The organism is Anaeromonas frigoriresistens (assembly GCF_016820655.1).
Taxonomy (GTDB): domain Bacteria; phylum Bacillota; class Clostridia; order Tissierellales; family SIT17; genus Anaeromonas; species Anaeromonas frigoriresistens.
On record NZ_WSFT01000053.1, the window covers coordinates 518,610 to 540,849 of the forward strand.

The window sequence follows — 22,240 nt, forward strand, 5'->3', positions numbered from 1 at the left end:
AATAAGTTATTAAGTTAAAGGAGTGGAATATATGAGATATAATATTTTAATTGGCGGATCTGCTGGTCAAGGTATGGATACATTTAGTGTTCTATTAGAAAAAATTCTGAAAAGAAAAGGCTATTATGTATTCTCTAATAAGGACTATATGTCAAGAGTTAGAGGTGGTCATAATTTTATTCAAATTCGCTTCAGTACAGAACCTGTCTATTCTTATGATGATGAATTAGATATTATAATTGGGTTCGATCAAAATACAGTCAATTTCCATTCAGATAAACTAAAGGAAAATGGCGTATTCTTATGTGATGAAAATGTGAAATGGGAAGATAATAGAACGATAACTATCCCTATGCTTAAAATAGCTAAAGAAATCGGTCATGCTAGAGTATTTGGTACTGTTGGAATGGGTGCCGTACTTAAAATATTGGGAATGAGTGATTCTAAAGTAGATGAAGTATTTGAAACTAAATGGGAAAAAGAAACATCAGAATCAAATAAAGAAGCTTTTAAAAGAGGATATCACTATGTAGAAAGTCGATTTGAAAGTAAAGAAGGTACTGCTGAAAATACTATCTTAATTAATGGCAATCAAGCAATAGCTTTAGGTGCAATTGCAGGAGGTGTAAGTTTTTATTCAGCTTATCCAATGACTCCATCAACAAGTATTATGACTTATATATCATCTAAAGAAACTGAAGCTAATTTAGTCGTAGAACAAGCAGAAGATGAAATAGCTGCAATCAATATGGCAATTGGTGCTTCCTTTACAGGAGTTCGTACAATGACTGGTACCTCTGGGGGCGGTTTCTCCCTTATGACTGAGGCCCTAGGCTTAGCCGGTATTACTGAAATACCATTAGTTGTAGCTAATGTGCAGCGTCCTGGACCAGCTACAGGCTTACCTACTAGAACTGAGCAAAGTGATTTAAGCTTTATATTAACGGCATCTCACGGTGAAATACCTAGAATGGTTTTAGCAGTGAAAGATCCTGAAGATGCATTCTATCAAACTGTTAGAGCTTTAAATATAGCAGATAAGTATCAAATGCTTGTAATTATATTAAACGATCAATATTTAGCTGATGCTACTCAAACAGTTGATGAATTTAACTTTGATAATCTATCTATTGATAGACATATAGCTACTGCTAGTGATATCGATCTGGAAAACTATAAAAGATATGAAGTAACAGAAAGTGGAATAACTCCAAGAGTTATACTAGGAAAAATAGAAGGTCTCACTGTTATTGCCGATAGTGATGAGCATACTGAAGAGGGTCATATAACTGAATCTAGTGAAGTCCGTATAGAACAAATGCAAAAAAGAATGAAGAGAATGGATTTACTAAGAGAAGAATTAATTGAACCTGACTACTTTGGTGATGAAGATCCTGAAACATTACTGATTGGATGGGGATCCATGTATGGAGGCTTAAGAGAAGCTACAGAACTATTACAAAAAGATGGTCATAAAGTAGGTTCTTTAGTATTTGGAGATATCTATCCCCTACCAACAAATCTTTTAGAACAATATAGTAAATCCGTTAAAACTATCGTAAATGTAGAACAGAATTATACTGGTCAATTAGCTAAATTAATTAGACAAGAAACTGGAATACACTGTGAAAAAAATATATTAAAATATGATGGACGTCAGCTATATGCCAAAGAAATATACAGTAGAATTAAAGAGGAGGTACTATAATGGCTACAGATATTAAACTATTTAATTCAAATGATGAGAATGCATGGTGCCCTGGTTGTGGTAACTTCGGTATACTAAATTCTTTAAAAAAAGCTTTTTCAGAGTTAGATCTGCTTCCTCACCAAATCCTAATATCTTCAGGTATTGGTCAAGCAGCAAAAACTCCTCATTATATAAATGTGAATGGATTCAATGGACTTCACGGCAGATCTCTTCCCCCTGCTTTAGGAGCTAAGATTGCTAATAAAGATCTAAAAATATTAGTTACTTCTGGAGACGGTGATACCTATGGTGAAGGTGGAAATCATTTTATCCACAATATAAGAAGAAATTTAGATATTACTCATTTAGTACACGATAATCAAATCTATGGCTTAACTAAAGGACAGGGCTCTCCTACTACTGCCAAAGGTCAAGTTACCACAATGCAATTGGATGGTGTTAGAGTCGATCCCTTTAATCCTTTAGCAACAGCTATTACAATGGGTGCTACCTTTGTAGCTAGAAGTTTTTCCGGAGATGTAAATCATTTAGCCCATTTAATCCAAGAAGGTATGAAGCATGAAGGTTATGCCCTTATCGATATACTTCAACCTTGTGTAACATTTAATAAAGTAAATACTTTTAAATGGTATAAGGATAGAATCTATAAACTAGATGAAAACTATGACCCAACAAATAAAATGGAAGCATATAAAAAGGCAAATGAATGGGGTGACGAAGGAATACCTATTGGTATCCTTTATAGAAATGAAGATGCGACTTCCTTTGTTGACAGAATCCCTCATTTAAGAGACGGAAAACCTCTAGTTGATAGAGAATGGAAACCACTAGATGCAAAGAAATTTATGGAAGATTTTAGATAGTAAAAAAATGAGCCTAAAAGGCTCATTTTTTTAATTATATATTATATTCGAAAAATATTAGAAATATATTAATTAATATATTAAAGATCTATGGGTATAAAAAAAATAGTATTTGATAAAAGGAGTGCTTAGATGAATTATAATATATTAATAGGTGGTGCTGCTGGTCAAGGAGTAGCTACTACAGGTAAAATTTTAGAATCTATATTAAAGAGAAAAGGATATTTTGTATTTACTAATAAAGATTATATGTCCAGAGTTAGAGGTGGTCATAACTTTACACAAATTAGGTTTGGTAATGATGAACTTTATTCTCATAATTCTGATTTAGACATTATATTAGCTTTTAATAAAGAAACTATAATAAACCATTCTTCTCGTTTAAAGGACAATGGTATAATAATATGTGATTATAATATTGATACGGATAATTATACAGTAAATAAACTACCACTCATTGAAACTGCTAAGGATGTAGGTAATGCAAAGGTTTTCACAAGTGTAGCTATAGGTGCTATATTGAAAGCTTTTGATATAGAGGTGAATAATACTACTAATCTGTTAAATAAGTTCTTCAAAGATGAAAATTTAATTAATTTGAATTATGCCGCTTTAGTTAGAGGCTATGATATGTTTAAAAATGTATTTACTGTCTCTGAACCAAAATTAATAAATAAAGATACTATTTCCATAAATGGTAATCAAGCTATTGCTTTAGGCGCATTAGCTGGTGGAGTAACCTTTTATTCAGCATATCCTATGGCACCTTCCACTGGTATTATGAAATATCTATATAGTAAAAGTAATTCCATGAATATTTTAGTTGAACAAGCGGAGGATGAAATAGCTGCTATAAACATGGCTATAGGTGCATCTTATGCTGGAGCTAGGTCTATGACTGCATCTTCAGGAGGAGGTTTTTCTCTTATGGTTGAAGGCCTAGGATTAGCTGCAATAACTGAAACCCCTCTAGTAGTAGTCAATGTTCAACGACCTGGACCAGCTACAGGATTGCCTACCAGAACTGCTCAAGGTGATTTAGGTTTTGTTATAAATTCTTCACAAGATGATTTGCCTTTAATGGTAATCTCTTTGAAAAATCATCAAGATGCATTTTATCAAACTATTAGAGCTTTGAATTTAGCTGATAAATATCAATTATTAGTTATAATTTTAAGCGATCAATATTTAGCAGATTCAAGTAGTACTATAGAAAAGTTCAATTTTGATGATATAAAGATTGACAGAAATATAGCTAAAAAAAATAATTGTAAATATTCTGATACATACAAGAGATATGAATATACAGATGATGGTATTTCTCCTAGATTAATTCCTGGTAATCACAATAATATAACAGTCCTTGCCGATAGTCATGAGCATAATGAATATGGTAATATCGATGAATCTAAAAAAAATAGAATAAATATGATGGATAAAAGAATGAATAAAATAAAATTAGTAAAAAAAGATTTGATTGAACCTGAATATTACGGTATGAATAATCCTGAAACTCTTTTAGTTGCATGGGGTTCATCAGAAGGGTCAATAAAAGAGGCACTAGAACTACTATCTAAAGAAAATGTATCAATAGGAGCATTAGTCTTTGGTGATATATGGCCTTTACCTATTAAAAAAATGATACAATACAGTAATATTGCAAAAACTATTATAAGTGTAGAACATAATCACTCGAATCAATTAGCAAAGCTTATATCTCAGGAATTACAAATAAAATTTACTGATAACATTAATAAATACGATGGTCGTCAATTCTCTGGATATGAATTGTATAAGTCGATTAAGGAGGTATTATAATGAATTATAATAAAGAATTTGATAACAATACAGAGATATCATGGTGTCCAGGGTGTGGTAACTTTGGTATATTAAATGCACTTAAAATATCCTTTACTGAACTTGATTTATCTCCCAAAGATATATTAGTAGTTTCTGGAATAGGTCAGGCAGCTAAAACACCACATTTTATAAATGTTAATGGATTCAATGGTTTACATGGTAGAGGACTACCCTCTGCCTTAGGTGCCAAGTCAGTTAATAAAAGTTTAAAAGTTATAGTTACTTCAGGAGATGGAGATTCTTATGGAGAAGGAGGTAATCATTTAATACATAACATTAGAAGAAATATTGATATAACCCACCTAGTTCATAATAATCAGATATATGGTTTAACAAAAGGTCAGGGCTCCCCCACTACTGCTATGGGTCAATCTACAACATTACAAAGTGATGGTATGAAAGTAGATCCTATAAATCCTATTTCTACAGCTATAGCCTTGGGATGTTCTTTTGTTGCTAGAAGTTTCTCAGGAGATATAAATCATCTTAAAGAAATGATAAAAGCAGGTATTAATCACAAAGGATATGCTCTAATAGATATATTACAGCCCTGCGTAACATTTAATAGGATAAATACTTTCAAATGGTATAAAGATAGAATCTACTATTTAGACAGTGAATATGATCCTTTTAATAAATTGAAAGCATTTGAAAAATCATTAGAATGGGATGATAATATTCCTTTAGGCATTATATATAAAGAGGAAAAAATAGAATTTCTTGATAGGTTTCCCCACCTAAAAGGTAAAAAATCATTAGTAGATAAGAGTTTAGATCCTAAGGAAGCAGAACAATTTATAGAAGAATTTATATAGATATAAAATAAAAGTGAGGTATACCTCACTTTTATTGATGTGCCTTAACTTCTGTCCATAATTTATCGTATACTTTTAAGAAATCTCCTGGATCTAAAAATACTTCACTATTTTTTACATCATCCTCAGAAGGATAAGCTACAGGATTATTTTGTAATTCTTCATCTAATTGTTCTTTAGCCTCTTCATTAGGGGTTGAGTAACCAATATATTCAGTATTTTTTAAAGCGATCTCAGGTCTTGTCATAAAATCAATAAATTTCTCAGCTAACTCTTTATTATCAGATGTGTTTGGAATAACCATATTGTCATACCATAGATTAGAACCTTCTTTTGGTACAAAATAGTTTAAATTTTCATTCTCTTCCATTAAATATATTGCATCTCCAGACCAAGCAACAGATAATGCTGCTTCTTCTCTAACCATCATATCTTTACCTTCATCTCCAACATATGCTAATACTAGATCCTTTTGTCTTATTAATTCTTGCTTTGCTTTTTCTAATTCTTCTTCGTCTTTGGTATTTATTGAGTAACCAAGTTTCTTTAGAGCTACAGCAAAAGAATCCCTTTGACTATCTAGCATTAAAATTTCATCATCATATTTTTCGTCCCAAAGAATGTTCCAACTATCAACTTCTTCATCTACCATTGTTTCATTATATAAAATTCCTACAGTACCCCACATATATGGTACTGAATATTCATTATTAGGGTCAAAATCTAAATTTTTAAACCTTTCAGATATATACTTATAGTTTTCAATATTATTCATATCAATCTTATGTAGTAAATCTTCTTTTATCATTTTTTCAATCATATAATCAGAAGGTATAGCTACATCATAGCCCGTTCCCCCCTGCTTGATTTTTACATACATATCTTCATTAGTTGGATATGTTTCATAAACAACATCTACATCATATTCTTCTTCAAACTGGTCTAATACTGTCTCATCTATATAGTCACCCCAGTTATAAACGTGTAATTGAGCTTTATCTTCACCACATGCAGATATCATAGTTACAGATAAAACTATTAATATTAATAGTAAAAAATTCTTCTTCAACTAATACACATCCTTTCTTTTGAAATCTTTATTTGTTCTTTTATTTATAATGATCATCAAAATCAATACACTTAAAAACATAAGTGTAGATAAAGCATTAATTTTTGGATCTATTCCTCTCCTTGCCATTGAATAAATAGTTATTGACAGATTACTTATACCAGAACCAGTAGTAAAGAAACTTATTACAAAATCATCAATAGATAATGTAAATGCTATCAATGCACCAGTAATAATACCCGGAGAAATCTCTGGTAACATTACCTTTCTAAAAGCATAAAAAGGTGTAGCACCCAAATCTAATGCCGCTTCTGTCATATCCTTTGGTAATTGTTTTAATTTCGGTAAAACAGCTAATATTACATAAGGAATATTAAAAGTTATATGAGCTAATAACAATGTCACATAACCCAGTCTTACTTTAACAAATACGAAAAGTGTCATAAGGGCGATACCTGTTACTATATCAGGATTCAACACTGGTAGATAATTAACATTAAGTAAAATTTTCTTTTTATAAGATTTCATATTATAAATCCCTATAGCTGATAATGTTCCAATTATTGTAGCTATAACTGAAGATAATAATGCTATACTGATTGTATAATATAATGATTTCATTATCTCTCTGCTTTTAAATAATTCCCTATACCAATTAAGAGTAAATCCATCCCAAGATCCTTGTAACCTGGAATCATTAAATGAAAATACTATTAAAACTATTATAGGCGCATACAAAAATAAGAAAATAAGAAACATATAAAATCTCTTAATACTCTTTTCTACCATAATCCTGCACCTCCATCCTCTTTATTATCATATTTGCTCATAACTCCCATAGCCAATAATATAATAACCATAAGGATTAATGCTATTGTAGATCCAAAATGCCAATCGTTTATTCTTAAAAATTGCTCTTCAACTAAATTACCTATTAACCAAAATTGTCCCCCTCCTAATAATTTTGATATAACAAAAGTACTAACAGCAGGCATAAAAACCATAGTTATACCAGATATAACTCCTGGTAAACTCAATGGGAAGACAATTTTTAAAAAAACTACAAATCTATTAGCCCCTAGATCTTCGGCTGCTTCTAATACACTTTTATCCATTTTAGTGAGAACTGTATAAATTGGTAATATCATAAATGGTAAAAAGTTATACACCATACCTAGTATAACCGCTCCATCATTATATAATAAATTTAAGGCTGGTAACCCTATATCCCTTAATAAGTTATTTATCAGACCTTTTTTTCCTAGTATAGTCATCCATGCATAAGTTCTAAGCAAAAAATTCATCCACATAGGTATAATTACTAATAAAAGAAGCATGTTCCTCTTTTTTACATTAGTCTTAGCTAATAGCATAGAAAAAGGATATCCTATGATTACACAAATTAATGTAGATACTATGGCTAACCAAATAGATCTCCATAACACCTTTATATAAATAGGTTCTAAAAACCTCTGAAAATTATCCAAAGATAATTTAAGTCCAAAAATTGAAGTTTCTGATGGTATGGTTATTCCATATAAAAAGACAAGTATTAAAGGTATTACAATAAAAATAGCACTCCAAATAATATAAGGATAGGAAGCGAGTTTTTTCATTTAATTTCTCTCCTTATTCATTACATGTATATCTTCTGGATTAAACAATATACCAAGCTTTGAACCTACATCTTTTTTTAATGTATTGTGAACCAACCATTCCCTTTCGCCCTCTTTTATTATCATTTCATAATGAACACCTTTGAATATTACAGAAGTAACAATACCTTTTAACATACCTTCACTTACAGATACTAGTTTTATATCCTCTGGTCTTATAACCACATCTACTTCTTGATTATTTAAAAAACCTTTATCGACACATTTAAACTTCTTACCGCAAAATTCTACTAAATAATCTTCTATCATTACTCCTTCAATAATATTACTTTCTCCAATAAATTTAGCTACAAATCTATTTTCGGGTTCATTATAAATATCTACAGGTGTTCCCTTTTGTTGTATTTTTCCTTTATCCATAACTACGATTGTATCTGACATAGTAAGAGCTTCTTCTTGATCGTGAGTTACATATATAAATGTTATTCCTACTTCTCTTTGCATACTTTTAAGCTCTATCTGCATCTCTTTTCTAAGTTTAAGGTCTAGAGCTCCTAATGGTTCATCAAGTAATAAGACTTGAGGTTCATTTACTAAAGCTCTTGCTATAGCAATTCTCTGTTGTTGTCCACCACTCAAAGAATTAATTTCTCTATTTTCGTATCCTTCTAATCCTACTAATCTAAGCATTCTACTTACTTTTTGCTTAATTTCCTTTTGAGATATTTTTTTTATCTTTAATCCAAAAGCTATATTTTCAAAAATATTCATGTGTGGAAACAAAGCATATTTCTGAAACACTGTATTTATCTGCCTTTTATAAGGTGGAACATCATTAATCTTGTCACCATCAAAATATACATTTCCTTTTGTGGGGAGTTCAAATCCTCCAATTATCCTTAATGTAGTCGTTTTACCACATCCACTAGGACCTAGTAAAGTTAAAAATTCATTTTTCTTTACTTTTAAATCAATATTTTTTAGTACTTTAGTACCACTATATTCTTTTTGTAACTCTTCTAATTTGATTATATGATTCTCCATATAAAAACCTCCTTAAAAATTAGGTGGAGTTGAAACCCATAGTATCTTAGCTTTGTTTTTTCCAGCATTACTTATATAATGATTTACATTTGCCTTATAGTAAAAGCTATCCCCTTTTTTAGCTTTATATCGTTTCTTACCTAAATATATATAAACAGTACCACTTAAAACATATCCAAATTCTTCTCCTTCGTGAGGATGATCCTCTTTATACATTCCATTGGGGTCTAAAGTCACTAGGATAGGTTCCATTTTATTTTTTTGAGCATTTGGTATTACCCATTTCAACTCATATTTATACTCATCATCTTCACTTATAAACATATCTTCATCAGTAAAAACAATTTTTTCATTTTCTATTTCATCAAAAAAATCCTTTAAAGTTGTTCCTAGACTTTCCAAAATGTCAATAAAAGTAGCTATTGAAGGAGACGTTAAATCCCTTTCAACTTGAGATATGAAACCCTTTGAAAGCTCGCATCTATTAGCTAATTCTTCTTGAGTCAAAGAATTTTTTATTCTCAATTCTTTGATTTTTTTACCTATATCCATCTTATACACCTCATAGTTTATCAATTATACTAAACTCATTGTTTATAACTACTAAACAATGGCAGTACATATTATAATGTTTAATCTTGTATAAGTCAATGGTATTTTATATTTTCCTACTATATCGTAACTAATTATCTTAGTTTTCATATATATATAATACCTTAAACCTACTTATTTAAATGATTATTTATAAATTAAAAGTCCATTTTTCAGAATGTTAAGTCATTAGTTTAGATGTTTACTTATTATTTATTTAGTGTAAAATAAATATAGTGTTAATTTAAGGAGGTCTATAATGGATAATAGAAAAAAAGGAATTATTCTAATACTGTTATCTGCTTTATTTTTTGCATCCATGGCAGCTACTGTGAAATTTCTCGACAGAATCCCAGTTGTAGAGAAAATATTTTTCAGAAATTTATTAGGTCTATTTGTCGCTAGTTACCTAGTTATTAAAAATAAAAAGCCAATCTTAGGTAATAATAAGAAATTTTTAATTCTTAGAAGTATCTTTGGACTTTTAGGTGTTGCTGCTTATTTTTATGCTTTATCAAATTTACCTTTAGCAGATACTGTTATACTTAATAAAATGTCACCATTTTTTGTGTTAGTACTTTCAGCATTCTTTCTAGGGGAGAAAATTAAACCCTTTCAAATATTATCATTAATTTTTGCACTAATAGGAGCTAGCTTGGTTGTAAAACCTGAATTCGATATATCAGTTATTCCATATATCATAGCTTTATTATCTGCTTTCTTTGCTGGCAGTGCATATACAATCATAAGACATTTAAGACATACTGATTCATCTGAAACAATTATATTTTATTTTACTTTTATTTCAACTATAACTATGATACCTTTTATGCTTTCTGGTCAATTTGTCATTCCTAATTCTATAGAAATAATAGGTTTATTAGGATTAGGGGTTTTTGCAACGACTGCTCAGTTTTTGATGACAAATGCATATAGGTTTGCTCCTGCAGGAGAGTTAGCTATATATACTTATACTAATATTGTCTTCTCAACTATAATAGGAATTATTATTTGGTCTGAATTTCCCGGTATTTTAAGTATACTAGGCGGATTGCTTATTATTATTGCAGGCTTTATAAACTATTATTCCAATAAGAAAAAGGCTTAAGATATCTTAAGCCTTTTTATATTCTAATATCTAATATATCCATTTCTTCAACCGCTTCATTTATAAGTAATTCTATATTTAAAGCTTCTTCAGATCGTTCAATGTCTTCTAATTTTGGTCGTGTAACAGGGTGTTTTGGTAAAAACACAGTACAGCAATCTTCAAAAGGTAATATAGAAGTTTCAAAGGTTTCTATATCTTGAGCAATTTCTGTTATTTCTGTTTTATCTAACCCTATCAAAGGTCTAAATACCGGAATATTAACAGAAGAATTGGTTACATTTAACCCTTTCATGGTTTGACTGGCTACTTGACCAAGACTTTCTCCTGTTATTAGAGAATCTATATCATTTTCCTTTGCAATTTTTTCAGCTATTCTCATCATAAATCTTCTAGATATTATTGTCATCTCTTCTTCTGGACACTTTTTATTAATCTCTTTTTGTATATTAAGTATATTAACACTATACAATTTAATCTTACCACAATACCTTGATAAAATTTTAGCTAAGTCCTTCACTTTTTCTTCTGCTCTCTCACTAGTAAATGGATAGCTATGGTAGTGAACCGCTTCAATTGATACACCTCTTTTTGCAATCATAAAGCCTGCTACAGGACTATCAATACCTCCAGATAATAATAATAATCCTTTGCCATTAGTTCCTAGTGGTAATCCTCCATAGCCCTTTATTTTTTCTGAGAATATATAAGCATTATCTCTTATATCTACATAGATATAAATATCTGGATTATGAACATCTACATTTAATCCTTCTGTATTTTCTAAAATATGTCCACCTACTGATCTTGCTACTTCCATAGAATTCATTGGGAATTTTTTATCAGCTCTTTTACAATCTACTTTAAATGTCTTTATTTCTCTAGATTTTCTTGCCTCTTCCATAGCCTTTACTGCAGCATCTTTAATTGTTTCTATATCTTTTTCTACTTTGTATCCTGGACTAACATGGACAATTCCAAACACTTTTTTCACTCTATTAATAAGAGTATCTAAATTATCTTCATTTGCTTGTACGTACATCTTTCCCCGTTCTCTATAAACATTAGGCCTTCCTAAATCTTTAGTAGCTATCTTTATTTGGCTTAATAACTTTTTTTCAAAAAAGTTTCTGTTTCCTTTCTTTAATGCAACTTCTCCAACACTTATACTAATAATTCTTTTCATTTGATCACCTCATCATTATATCTCTTATTTCTTCTACTCTAGTTTTTAATCTTATTACAGCATAATCAATTTGTGCTTTAGTATTATAAAAACTGAAGCTAAATCTAATTGCACCTTCTATCTCTTTATCTGATAAACCCATAGCTCTTAAAACATGACTTCCTTTACTATCTTTTGAAGAGCATGCAGACCCAGTAGATACATATATATCATCTCCCTCAAGAAAGTGAAGTAAAACCTCTCCCCTTGTGTTCATAAATGATATATTAACAATATGACTTGTTCCCTTTTCATTTTCTAAACTATTTAATTTTATATTTTCTATGTTCTCTTTAATTTCTTTAATAAAATATTTTTTCAAATCTTTTATAGTATTTCTTTCTTCAAGTCCTGATATATTTAATATCTCTACAGCCTTTCCTAATCCTATAATTCCTGGAGTATTTTCTGTGCCAGATCTTAATCCCATTTCTTGATTTCCACCATGTAAAATGGGCTTTAGCTTTAAATCTTTTTTTATATACAATCCACCTACACCTTTTGGTCCATGAATCTTATGACCACTAAAAGATAAACTATCTATGTCTAAGTTTTTAATATTCAAAGGGATTTTACTAAAGGCTTGAATTCCATCTACATGGAGTTTAGTTTGTAAATTTCCTTCCTTAATTATTTTCTTAATTTCAGATATAGGTTGAATTGCTCCAGTTTCATTATTCACCATCATAATTGAAACTAAGATTGTATCTTCCTTAATTTCTTCTCTTAATTGCTCAATATCTATAATTCCATCTTTGTTTACATCTATATATGTAACAGAATATCCTTCTTTCTCATATTGTTTAAAAACATTCAGTACTGAAGAATGTTCTATTTTAGAAGTAATTATATGCTTTCCTTTTTTATTATATCTATTTATAATCCCTTGTATCGCTATATTATTACTCTCAGTACCTCCAGATGTAAAAAATATTTCATCATTTTTAACGTTTAGATACTCCGCAATCATACTTCTTGACTTTTTTATTTTCTTTTCTATTATAAGACCCATTCTATGAAGTGATGAAGGATTGCCATACTCCTCTTTTAAAATTACATTCATTTCTTCAATAACTTCATCTCTAGGCCGTGTAGTGGCACTATTATCTAAGTATACAAACATCTTTTCACCTCTATTTAATATCCTAAACTTTCATTTACTAATATAATATTAATATCAGTTTTTGCAGGTTTACTTTCTATTATAACCGTAACGTTACACATTCTATCATCAGATTTGCAGTCATGACATTTTCCTGTATGTCTACAGGGGGTATTCAGTCCTAACCTTTCTGCATTTTTAGGACAAGCGTCTGTCTTAATTCTTTTTATTCCATCTTCAATATTTTCAACTATTTTATTTACACCTGCTATAATATATACAGTATCATGACCATAAAAAGTAGATGCTACTCTATTACCAACACCATCAATATTAATAATTTTCCCATCCTGAGTGATAGCATTAGCACTAGACATATATATAGGAGTTCTAGATGCCCTTTCTAAAGCCATGTATTTATCCTCAGGCTTTTCTAACCAATGCCAGGATATACCGTTACCTCTATCCATTAAATCTGTATGTAAGCCACTTTCAAAGATTGTCATTGATCCACCTATACCTACATCAACTTTCTGATCAATTTTTTCTAGAATATGTTTTTTTGCTCCATTAATATCTTCGAAATAATCTACTATAAATCCATTCTTCTGTAAACTCTCAATAGTCCTATTTATTAATCTATCCATAAGTATACCTCCCTATCTAAATCTCTAGTCATATATTATATCATATAAAGTAATCAACCAATATATCTATATTCTCAGAGTTCATATCTATTTTTTGTAAAGGAATTTTTATTATTTTATATTTCTTAAATACTTGACCAATTTCTGTAAGATATCTTTCTTCAATTATTTTCTTCTCTCTCCAAAAATCATCCATTATAATGTTTGGTAATACTCTGTTCACAATAATTTTATTTGTTTTAATTTTATTTCTTTGCAAGATACTTAATGCTTTTTTTGTTTCCTCAATAGCTAGTTTTTCTGGATTTAATACAAATATAAACTCTAGCATATTTTTATTAATCAATATTTCTCTAGCTTTTAATATTTTTTCTCTTCTTTTAATTAAAGTTTGAATTATAGGATCATTTTCTATAATATTCTTATTCCCTCTTTCGTCTTCTCTAACCATTTGACGAATTTTAAGAGCCTTTTTTCTATTATTTATTAAGGAGTTTATCCAGCTTGACAATAGCTCAGGTAAAGACATTAATCTTAGAGTATGTCCAGTAGGAGCGGTATCAAATACTATTCTGTCATATTCTCCATTTTTATCTATTATTATCTCTATCATTTTATCAAACAATGCAGCCTCTTGGGTGCCAGGAGAAATATATGCAATATCCAATTGTCTATTAATTTCTTCTAATATAATTGGGCTTAGAATATTTCCTAGATTCTTTTTTATAGCTTGTATATATTTTTTACTCTCATAATTTGAATCTATTTCTAAACAATCTAAGTCATCTTTTATATTAACAATTTTAGGTCCTATTTTAACCGATACAAGATCTGATATAGAATGGGCTGGATCTGTTGATATTAATAGTGTTCTAAATCCTAATTTTGAAAATTTATGTGCTTGTGCATAGGAGCATGTAGTCTTACCTACCCCTCCCTTACCACCAAAAAATATAATTTTATTCATGCTCTACCTCCTTTATATTTAACTAAAGTGTTGTATTTAAATTAGGGATCCATATCATACTCACCGAATTTCTCTAGCCATATATCTTTTCTTTCAGCCATTCTTCCCACCCATCTATCCATATCTTTCTCTAAATAAGGTAATAATTCAAGTGTATAATAACTAATAGGTAGTGGTATTCCTAGATTATCTGCAAAACATATCAATAAAAAATTATCCATCTCATTATTTGCTTCTGTATTTAGTATTGATACTGATTTTCTTTTTATGTTAAAGGCTCCAATGAAAAACAACTTAATATTATCTATTATAATTTTCATATTTATTGCTTTTATCACATTATCCCTCCTAATCTATAATGTTAGAAGGGATCTTGCAAGATCCCTTCTAACATTATAGATTATTTTTATTTAATAGCACTTTATATGATTGTAATATCAATATTATAGCTAATAAAAATAATGCTATCGCTAGACCTACTAATAAATAATTTGCTACCGCTATATTATTTATTACTAACATAATCAGTGCAGTTAATGTTACTATAAACATAAATATCATAGGAATTACTACAGCTTTTATAGACATTTTCTTATTTTTAAGATAAGCTGCTAAAGATAATAAAGCTAAGGCAGCTAATAATTGGTTGGCAGATCCAAAAAGTGGCCATACCTTGCTCCATCCCATTAAAGCTAGCCAACCACCAAATACTACTGTTATACCTGTAGCTACATATCTATTAGTTACAAATATACTCTGTTTTTCTTTTGCGCTATCTTCAAAGAATTCTTGAAATATGAATCTAGCTAGTCTAGTCCCCGTATCCAAACTAGTTAATGCAAAAGCAGATATAGATAATGCTACAAAAGATTTTCCTGCATCAAAGTCAATACCTATTTTTGTCATAAATGTGCCTACACCATCTGAAAATACATTTACTGGTCCTCCATTGTCAAGTAGTAATGATAATTTATCCTTTCCAATATAAGCAGCAGTAATTAGAGCTATAGTAGCTAATACCCCTTCAATAAGCATTCCACCGTATCCAATTAATTTAATATCCTTCTCACTATCAACTTGTTTTGCAGTGGTACCAGATGAAACTAGAGAATGGAAGCCAGATATAGCACCACAAGCTACTATTACAAATAACATTGGAAATAAGGTTGATCCATTAATGTTAAAGCCTGTAAATGCAGGTAGTTGCAATTCTGGTCTATAAAAAACTAATCCTAATATAGCACCTATCATCATCACATATAATAAATAAGAATTGAGATAATCTCTAGGCTGTAGCAATATCCATACTGGTGTAACTGATGCTATAAATATATAAACTAGTATAATACCTATCCATGCACCTTTAGATAGTACTATAGGGAATTCCATACCAAGCCATATAGCAAGTGCTAGCAATATAATTCCAAATATAGTACCAATTATTAAAGGTACTCCTCTTCTATACACCAAATATCCAAATAATAATGCTATAATAATAAAACATAATGATGTGGTAGCCACTTCAGGAACATTTACAAATGTATCTGCTACTATATTTGTAAATGCTGCTACTACCAAAAGTAATGTTAGCCAAGCAAATATTGCAAATAACCTCTTACCAAATTTCCCTATATTAACTTCGATAACTTGCCCTACTGATTTACCGCTATTTCTAATAGAAGTAAATAATGATCCAAAATCATGTACTCCTCCAAAGAATATAGATCCAATTACAATCCATAACGCCACTGGAATCCAGCCAAATATAGCAGCAGCTATTGGTCCCACTATTGGACCTGCTCCAGCTATCGATGCAAAATGATGTCCTAATAATACTGGTGCCTTCGCTGGTACATAATCAACTCCGTCATTAAATACATGGGCTGGTGTCTTTCTATTTGAATCTATCCCCCACTTTTTACTAAGCCAAGCTCCATAAGTTACATAGGCTACTAAAAAAATTACGATTGAAGTAATAATTAAAACTAATGCACTCATTATTATCCCCCTTTCTAATTCTATGGTTCATAAAATGATTTGATCTTTTTAGCTTTTTTACTACATATCACCTTCCCATCTCTTAAAGTAATTAAAATTAATCTTATTTCTGACCACCCCCTAAGTCCCAAGCAATAAGATTGATAATATTTGAATTTTTTAATTTTATTATGCAATTGAATATTATCATTTTTATCAGTTACCAATATCCCAGTAAAAACTGTAGACATGTGATTTTCATCTTGCACTGTAGCTTTGTCCATATTTTCTTTAATGCTACATATAAACTCATCTAAACATACTTCATCTATTTCTTTTGTATACTTAATTAAGCATACTTCATTATTTTCATAAGAATATATTACTGATTTTTTTGTTAAAAAGAATTTTTCATTTTTAATATTTGACTTTGCAACCATATCAAATGTATTAAAGATATCGCTGTTCTTCTCTATATCAAAATATACTTTATACTTATCTTTCATTTTATTTTTATAAGTGATAAAGTCCATTTTTCTCATCTCCTTTTCTTTATATGTATTTTAATTTTCTATATAGTGTACTTTAATAAATTATATTGATTAAATCATCATAGTATTCGGATAACTTTAGTAATAGGATTTAATATTTATAAAATTTAAGTCATTTATTTAATATAATAATTTTAATAAAAACACTTGCGAACTTTGTCGTATTTTGTTATAATTTGTATTGGTTATCCCCCTGGTAACCTCAAATTAAATCTCTATTCCCAATACCCCTTTTGAACGGTTTTAATTACTTCGCATTCTTACGTGAATGCAGTAAAAAAATAAAGGATGGCTTAATTAAGCCATCCTTTATTTTTTTACTATATTATTAATTTCACATTTCCCATAACTGGATGTTATTATTTCATAATCATTTTTGTATAATATATATCTAAAAAAACCAATAATTTTATTGTGAACTTTATTTAATACTATTTTCATAACATTCATTCCTTAAATCTAATGAAATTTATATTATATTCTGTTAGAATAATTATGTCATACTATTTCGATTGGAGGGTTTATTTTGAAAAAAATAGCTGTTATATTTACCGGTGGAACTATATCAATGAAAATAGATCCAAGAATAAATGCTGCAATTCCAGCTTTAAGTAGTGAGCAAATTATGGCTATGGTCACTAATATAGAAAGATATGCAGATATAGAGATAATTAACTTCTCTAAACTTCCTGGACCTCATATGACACCTGAATTAATGCTCGAATTATCTAATTTAATTAAAGATGTATTGAAAAGAGAAGACATTAATGGTGTTGTAGTTACCCATGGAACAGATACTTTAGAAGAAACTGCCTTTTTCTTAGAATGGACTATAAATTCAGAAAAACCTATTATTGTTGTAGGGGCTATGAGAAATGGCTCTGAATTAGGTTATGATGGTCCAAGTAACTTATCTGCCGCAATTTGTACTGCAATTTCTGATGAATCAATTAACAAAGGTGTCTTGGTAGTTATGAATAATGAAGTTAATGCTGCTACTGAGGTAACCAAAACAAATACATTGTCATTAAACACTTTTAAATCTCCTGAATTTGGACCATTAGGTATAGTAGATAATGATGAAGTAATCTATTATAGGGATAAAAGATCCCATGATCATATATTGGATATTGAAACTGTAGAATCAAAAGTTGGTCTAATTAAATGTGGTGCTGGTATGAATTCTGATATTATTGATTTCCATATTAATTCTGGTTATCGTGGTTTAGTCATTGAAGCCTTAGGTAGAGGTAATGTTCCCCCCGATATGTTAGAGGGTATTGAAAGGGCAATATCTCAAAATATTCCTGTTGTTATTGTTTCTCGTTGCCCAACTGGTAGAGTCTTAGATACTTATGGTTACTTAGGTGCTGGAAAAATGCTAAGAAATTCTGGGGCAATATTTGGCTTTAATCTTCCAGGGCAAAAAGCTAGGATGAAGTTAATGTTAGCATTAAGTGTTACATCAGATATGGATATAATAAGAGATTTATTTGAAAAAGGAAGATTTAAATAGGGCTTATATAAGCCCTATTTATCCTCTTGGTCCAAATATTCCGTTTCTTCTTCTCCTTGATAAATAATCTTCAATATCTTGTACTCTCTGTTTTAGATTTTTATAACTTTCATCTTTTTCTAATATAGAATTTGATTTTATTTTACTTTCCAGATTCTCTATTCTTTCAGTAAGTTCTTTATACATATCTTTTTCTTTTATGGTACTCTGTAATAACTTACCTAAAAGTCTTTTATTTTCTTCAATGTCTCTCTTATATTCTTCGAAGTTATCATCATATCCTGCTACATCTTTTTCATAATATCTCTGAGGCTTTACATACTCATCATGGTTATTTTTTTCCGTCATATCTTCATAGTCCCCCCCATCCTCTGATTTTTTTTTTAATGGTACCTCTTTAACATCATTTAAATTTCCAAACCCTATAAAGGATACATTAGGCGGAGCCATTCCAAAGGAGTAATTCAACTTATACCTCTTTTTAATATTTCTATTATTAGAAACATAACCATATCTTAATATATCTTTACCTTTTGAGTTATTCCATAGATAAGGACCAGTAAAAACTTTTGAATTACTTCTTTTAACAGAACTCATTATTCCTTGATATTCATGCCATATCACCCATAAATCATTTTCATCATACACTAAAGTTGGATATATACAGTTAGAAGCATTTGATAGTACTGCTCTAGCTTCTAATTTTGGTATTGTGTCATTTAAAGCTATATAATCACATATTACTTTATAATTTCCTGCTTCTTTTCCACAATATGTTATTAACAAAGTAGTGTTGTTTATAATTAAGGAATCTAAATAAAACTTTTCATATTCATCATTATTTGTAATTACTTCTTCCATTATTTCATTTGTATTTATATCAAAATATCTTAAAATGATTTTGTGATAGTATTCTTCCGAACTTATATAAGTAATGAGTACTCCATTTTTATATTTATTTATACTGTAAGGGCTTAATATCCCATTTGTTTTTATATGGAATAATTTATTATTCAATATTATATTCTTAGAAACTACTATATGTATAAAATCGTAATTATCTATATTTTCATTATTTCTTTTAAGATAAAAAATGTGAACATTATCTCCTATATGAACTATTTTCGGTTCATATATTTTTTGTTTTTCTTTATCCTCAACTACAGTTTTAGACCATTGACCATTATTGTAGACTAATAAATATACTTTTTTTTCATTCAGTTCCTGACAAATTATATATATATTATTTTTTTTATCTATGGTTGCAAAAAAGTGTTCATTGCAGTTTTCGAATAATTTTCTTTCTTCATTACCTCCCCTTGATTTATCATAGATAATGGAGATAAGTGTATTATCCTTGTATAAAATATGATAGATATTATTGAAAGAATCTGTTAATAAATAGCTTGGGTTCTTTAATAAAGACATTTATGTCCTCCTTTCTAAAATAATTTTACTTAAACTATATTAAATAATATTTGAATATCTTTTAAATTATTACAATTCGAAAAAAAAGTAGCAGAATACAGTGATAAGAATATATTAAAAGTAGGAAGAACATTTCCAATTTGTATTAAGGAGGAAAAAAGAATGAAAAGAAATAAAAGCGATCTTTTAGATTTAACACAACCTGAACAATGTTGTGATGCTACTACTGGGTGTGATTTCGATGGTTCTTTAAGAAATGTTGTAACTGAACCTATATATGTACAGAAAGTATACGATGCAGCCCTATTCAACTTACAAGGCTTAAGAACTATAGCTGGTCAAGGTTTTAGACCAAGACTTCCTGTAGGATCTAGAATATTAAGAGTTATAGATATTAGATGTAAAAAATTCTTTAATCCTGCAGATATTAAGGACCCTAAAAACTTGACAGTTACCCCTGAAACAGAAATTTCAGGCGCTGATTTTGTAAAATGTGGAGATAAAGATGTTAAAGTTATAGGTCCAGATGGAACAAGAAGCGAAAGACTAGTGTTTGTTGATACTACTGATTGTGATGAAGAAGATAGAGGAACTCCTATTTTTGGAACACAAAATATTAAAATTACAGGAAACGTTATAGTAGAAATAGATATACTTTATACAGATGACTGTGGCGAAAGATGTAGAGCTACATTAACTGCAAATGTACCAGTTGCACCAATTAATGATCCATTAATTTTAACCAACTTCTTCCAGTTATGTTTACCTTCAGTATTTGAAGGAGCATTCTTGCCAAGATTTACAGAGTTCTGTAATATAGCTTGTGAAACAAGATTAGCTACTCAGAATATAACTAGAGATTTAATGGTAAATCCTGAAACTGGAGCAGTTAGAGGTAATCTATTAGTTTCCTTATGTGTAACTTGTGAGAAGAAAATAGTAGTACCTGTTCAACTATGTGTACTATCAACAGGTTTCCCACAATTAGCAGCAGAAATAGCTCCAATATGTGAAACATTCCCATCTCTATTCCCTAGACAAATAGATGAAAGTAATGAAAAGCACGGATGTGCATTAGGTCAAGAAGACTTAGATCCAATAGATTAATATCAAAAACAAGGACTCTAAATATTTAGAGTCCTTGTTTTATTTTATCTTCTTTGATAGATAATATTTTATCTATATTTTTAGATGCTAATATGGTTAATATTAACGCTACTACAATTCTAAATGATAATAATAACCAACCATTAGCTCCCATAGCTACGAATAGTAACGTATCTTCAATAACTGAATGACATGCTACTAAAAAAATAAGTAATAAATATAGATCTTTTTTTGATAATTTTCCTTCTTTAGCAATTTGTATTATTACCCCTGCTCCATAGGCTAACCCCAATGTTAATCCTACTACTAAGGGAAATATAGTCTTCTTAGACATCCCTAATAATCTAGAAAGAGGGCTTAGCAAATTGGAGAGTTTATCTATAATCTTATATTCCTTTAAAAATTCCATTGCTATCATTAAAGGTATAATAACCTTCGATATTGTTAAAATAGAAGAAAAACTTTGGGATATACTTTCCCCAAAATACTGTAACATAATATCCATCCCCTTTATAAAACTACATTAAGAACGATTCCTGAAATTAATGCTAAACCTATTCGTAATGATAGTACTACCATTACACTTAATCCTGTTTTTTTAGCAACTGCAGTTTCCATAAATAAGCTATGGGAAAAAGATAACATCACCGCTAAGATAGTAATTTCTTTACTAGTTAGACTAAGTCCTGATATTACTGCTAAGGCTGCATATATATTGACAAAATTCCCAAAGACTAGAGCTATAGCTGCATCTCCCGGTAGTCCAAATATACCCATTATAGGCGCAAGGTATGTAGATATCCAACTTAATATACCAGTGTATTTTAGTAAAGTAATAAAAAAATAAACTGGAATAATTATTTTTGCCAAAAATAAAGTAGTAGATAATCCTTTTTTTAAACCTTTTATGAATGTTAATTTAATATCTACTTTTTTATCATTTATATTGTTTGATTTATCTAAATTATTTTCTACCATTTTAAGTCCTCCTTAACAAAATATCCTATATATTATACCATAAAATAAAGCACTGATATCAGTGC

At 29.5% G+C, this 22,240-nt stretch carries 22 protein-coding genes; 7 read left to right on the top strand and 15 right to left on the bottom strand.

The window, feature by feature from the left end:
• Nucleotides 1-31: 31 nt before the first annotated feature.
• The 4 genes from GOQ27_RS16800 (at nt 32) to GOQ27_RS16815 (ending at nt 5,249) form a co-directional block, all read left to right on the top strand.
• On the top strand, nt 32-1,708 hold the full coding sequence (locus tag GOQ27_RS16800; protein ID WP_203368026.1) for a 2-oxoacid:acceptor oxidoreductase subunit alpha: 1,677 nt from the start codon (nt 32-34) through the stop codon (nt 1,706-1,708).
• Nucleotides 1,708-2,574 carry a thiamine pyrophosphate-dependent enzyme gene (locus GOQ27_RS16805; protein ID WP_203368027.1) on the top strand — a complete coding sequence of 289 codons (867 nt, stop codon included), beginning with the start codon at nt 1,708-1,710 and terminating at the stop codon, nt 2,572-2,574. The genes GOQ27_RS16800 and GOQ27_RS16805 overlap by 1 nt, the downstream gene beginning before the upstream one ends.
• A 132-nt stretch (nt 2,575-2,706) precedes the next feature.
• Complete coding sequence (locus tag GOQ27_RS16810) at nt 2,707-4,392, top strand: 2-oxoacid:acceptor oxidoreductase subunit alpha (protein ID WP_203368028.1); 1,686 nt, start codon at nt 2,707-2,709, stop codon at nt 4,390-4,392.
• Entirely contained in the window at nt 4,392-5,249 is an 858-nt protein-coding gene (locus GOQ27_RS16815) for a thiamine pyrophosphate-dependent enzyme (RefSeq protein ID WP_203368029.1), read from the top strand. The genes GOQ27_RS16810 and GOQ27_RS16815 overlap by 1 nt, the downstream gene beginning before the upstream one ends.
• A gap of 31 nt (nt 5,250-5,280) precedes the next feature.
• On the opposite strand, the gene GOQ27_RS16820 is transcribed toward GOQ27_RS16815, so the two are convergent.
• From GOQ27_RS16820 to GOQ27_RS16840, 5 genes are read right to left on the bottom strand one after another with little or no spacing between them, the layout of a single operon-like run.
• Nucleotides 5,281-6,318 (bottom strand): ABC transporter substrate-binding protein, encoded by a 1,038-nt coding sequence (locus GOQ27_RS16820; protein WP_252187870.1) that lies wholly within the window; start codon nt 6,316-6,318, stop codon nt 5,281-5,283.
• Entirely contained in the window at nt 6,319-7,107 is a 789-nt protein-coding gene (locus GOQ27_RS16825; RefSeq protein WP_203368030.1) for an ABC transporter permease, read from the bottom strand.
• Entirely contained in the window at nt 7,101-7,934 is an 834-nt protein-coding gene (locus GOQ27_RS16830) for an ABC transporter permease (RefSeq protein WP_203368031.1), read from the bottom strand. The genes GOQ27_RS16825 and GOQ27_RS16830 overlap by 7 nt, the downstream gene beginning before the upstream one ends.
• Complete coding sequence (gene potA / locus GOQ27_RS16835; RefSeq protein WP_203368032.1) at nt 7,935-8,978, bottom strand: spermidine/putrescine ABC transporter ATP-binding protein; 1,044 nt, start codon at nt 8,976-8,978, stop codon at nt 7,935-7,937.
• Nucleotides 8,979-8,990: 12 nt separating this feature from the next.
• On the bottom strand, nt 8,991-9,530 hold the full coding sequence (locus GOQ27_RS16840; RefSeq protein ID WP_203368033.1) for a helix-turn-helix domain-containing protein: 540 nt from the start codon (nt 9,528-9,530) through the stop codon (nt 8,991-8,993).
• 298 nt (nt 9,531-9,828) lie between these two features.
• Between GOQ27_RS16840 and GOQ27_RS16845 the strand changes: the two genes are divergently transcribed.
• Nucleotides 9,829-10,677 carry a DMT family transporter gene (locus GOQ27_RS16845; protein ID WP_203368034.1) on the top strand — a complete coding sequence of 283 codons (849 nt, stop codon included), beginning with the start codon at nt 9,829-9,831 and terminating at the stop codon, nt 10,675-10,677.
• A gap of 16 nt (nt 10,678-10,693) precedes the next feature.
• Here GOQ27_RS16845 and thiI read toward each other — a convergent pair whose 3' ends face one another.
• The 7 genes from thiI to GOQ27_RS16880 are packed head-to-tail and all read right to left on the bottom strand — an operon-like array spanning nt 10,694 to nt 17,128.
• The gene (gene thiI / locus GOQ27_RS16850; RefSeq protein WP_203368035.1) at nt 10,694-11,863 is read right to left on the bottom strand and encodes a tRNA uracil 4-sulfurtransferase ThiI; all 1,170 of its coding nucleotides are present in this window, start codon (nt 11,861-11,863) and stop codon (nt 10,694-10,696) included.
• Between the two features lie 4 nt (nt 11,864-11,867).
• Nucleotides 11,868-13,025, bottom strand: coding sequence for a cysteine desulfurase family protein (locus tag GOQ27_RS16855; protein ID WP_203368036.1), 1,158 nt, complete (start codon nt 13,023-13,025; stop codon nt 11,868-11,870).
• 14 nt (nt 13,026-13,039) lie between these two features.
• Complete coding sequence (locus GOQ27_RS16860; protein ID WP_203368037.1) at nt 13,040-13,651, bottom strand: lactate utilization protein; 612 nt, start codon at nt 13,649-13,651, stop codon at nt 13,040-13,042.
• A 40-nt stretch (nt 13,652-13,691) separates the two neighbouring features.
• Nucleotides 13,692-14,618 (bottom strand): ArsA family ATPase, encoded by a 927-nt coding sequence (locus tag GOQ27_RS16865; protein WP_203368038.1) that lies wholly within the window; start codon nt 14,616-14,618, stop codon nt 13,692-13,694.
• Between the two features lie 41 nt (nt 14,619-14,659).
• Nucleotides 14,660-14,956, bottom strand: coding sequence for a DUF7990 family protein (locus GOQ27_RS16870; RefSeq protein WP_203368039.1), 297 nt, complete (start codon nt 14,954-14,956; stop codon nt 14,660-14,662).
• A gap of 55 nt (nt 14,957-15,011) precedes the next feature.
• Nucleotides 15,012-16,616, bottom strand: a complete 1,605-nt coding sequence (locus tag GOQ27_RS16875) for a carbon starvation CstA family protein (protein ID WP_203368040.1) — start codon at nt 16,614-16,616, stop codon at nt 15,012-15,014.
• Between the two features lie 20 nt (nt 16,617-16,636).
• Nucleotides 16,637-17,128 carry a DUF8052 family protein gene (locus tag GOQ27_RS16880; protein WP_203368041.1) on the bottom strand — a complete coding sequence of 164 codons (492 nt, stop codon included), beginning with the start codon at nt 17,126-17,128 and terminating at the stop codon, nt 16,637-16,639.
• A gap of 544 nt (nt 17,129-17,672) precedes the next feature.
• Here GOQ27_RS16880 and GOQ27_RS16885 point away from each other — a divergent pair.
• Nucleotides 17,673-18,662, top strand: coding sequence for an asparaginase (locus GOQ27_RS16885; RefSeq protein WP_203368042.1), 990 nt, complete (start codon nt 17,673-17,675; stop codon nt 18,660-18,662).
• 18 nt (nt 18,663-18,680) lie between these two features.
• Here the strand turns inward: GOQ27_RS16885 and GOQ27_RS16890 are convergent, their stop codons facing one another.
• The gene (locus GOQ27_RS16890) at nt 18,681-20,090 is read right to left on the bottom strand and encodes a hypothetical protein (protein ID WP_203368043.1); all 1,410 of its coding nucleotides are present in this window, start codon (nt 20,088-20,090) and stop codon (nt 18,681-18,683) included.
• Between the two features lie 162 nt (nt 20,091-20,252).
• Here GOQ27_RS16890 and GOQ27_RS16895 point away from each other — a divergent pair, with 162 nt between their 5' ends.
• The gene (locus GOQ27_RS16895; protein WP_203368044.1) at nt 20,253-21,197 is read left to right on the top strand and encodes a hypothetical protein; all 945 of its coding nucleotides are present in this window, start codon (nt 20,253-20,255) and stop codon (nt 21,195-21,197) included.
• Nucleotides 21,198-21,222: 25 nt separating this feature from the next.
• Here GOQ27_RS16895 and GOQ27_RS16900 read toward each other — a convergent pair whose 3' ends face one another.
• Nucleotides 21,223-21,693 carry a nucleoside recognition domain-containing protein gene (locus tag GOQ27_RS16900; RefSeq protein WP_252187871.1) on the bottom strand — a complete coding sequence of 157 codons (471 nt, stop codon included), beginning with the start codon at nt 21,691-21,693 and terminating at the stop codon, nt 21,223-21,225.
• A 14-nt stretch (nt 21,694-21,707) separates the two neighbouring features.
• Nucleotides 21,708-22,175 (bottom strand): nucleoside recognition domain-containing protein, encoded by a 468-nt coding sequence (locus GOQ27_RS16905; RefSeq protein WP_207751334.1) that lies wholly within the window; start codon nt 22,173-22,175, stop codon nt 21,708-21,710.
• Nucleotides 22,176-22,240 lie beyond the last annotated feature (65 nt).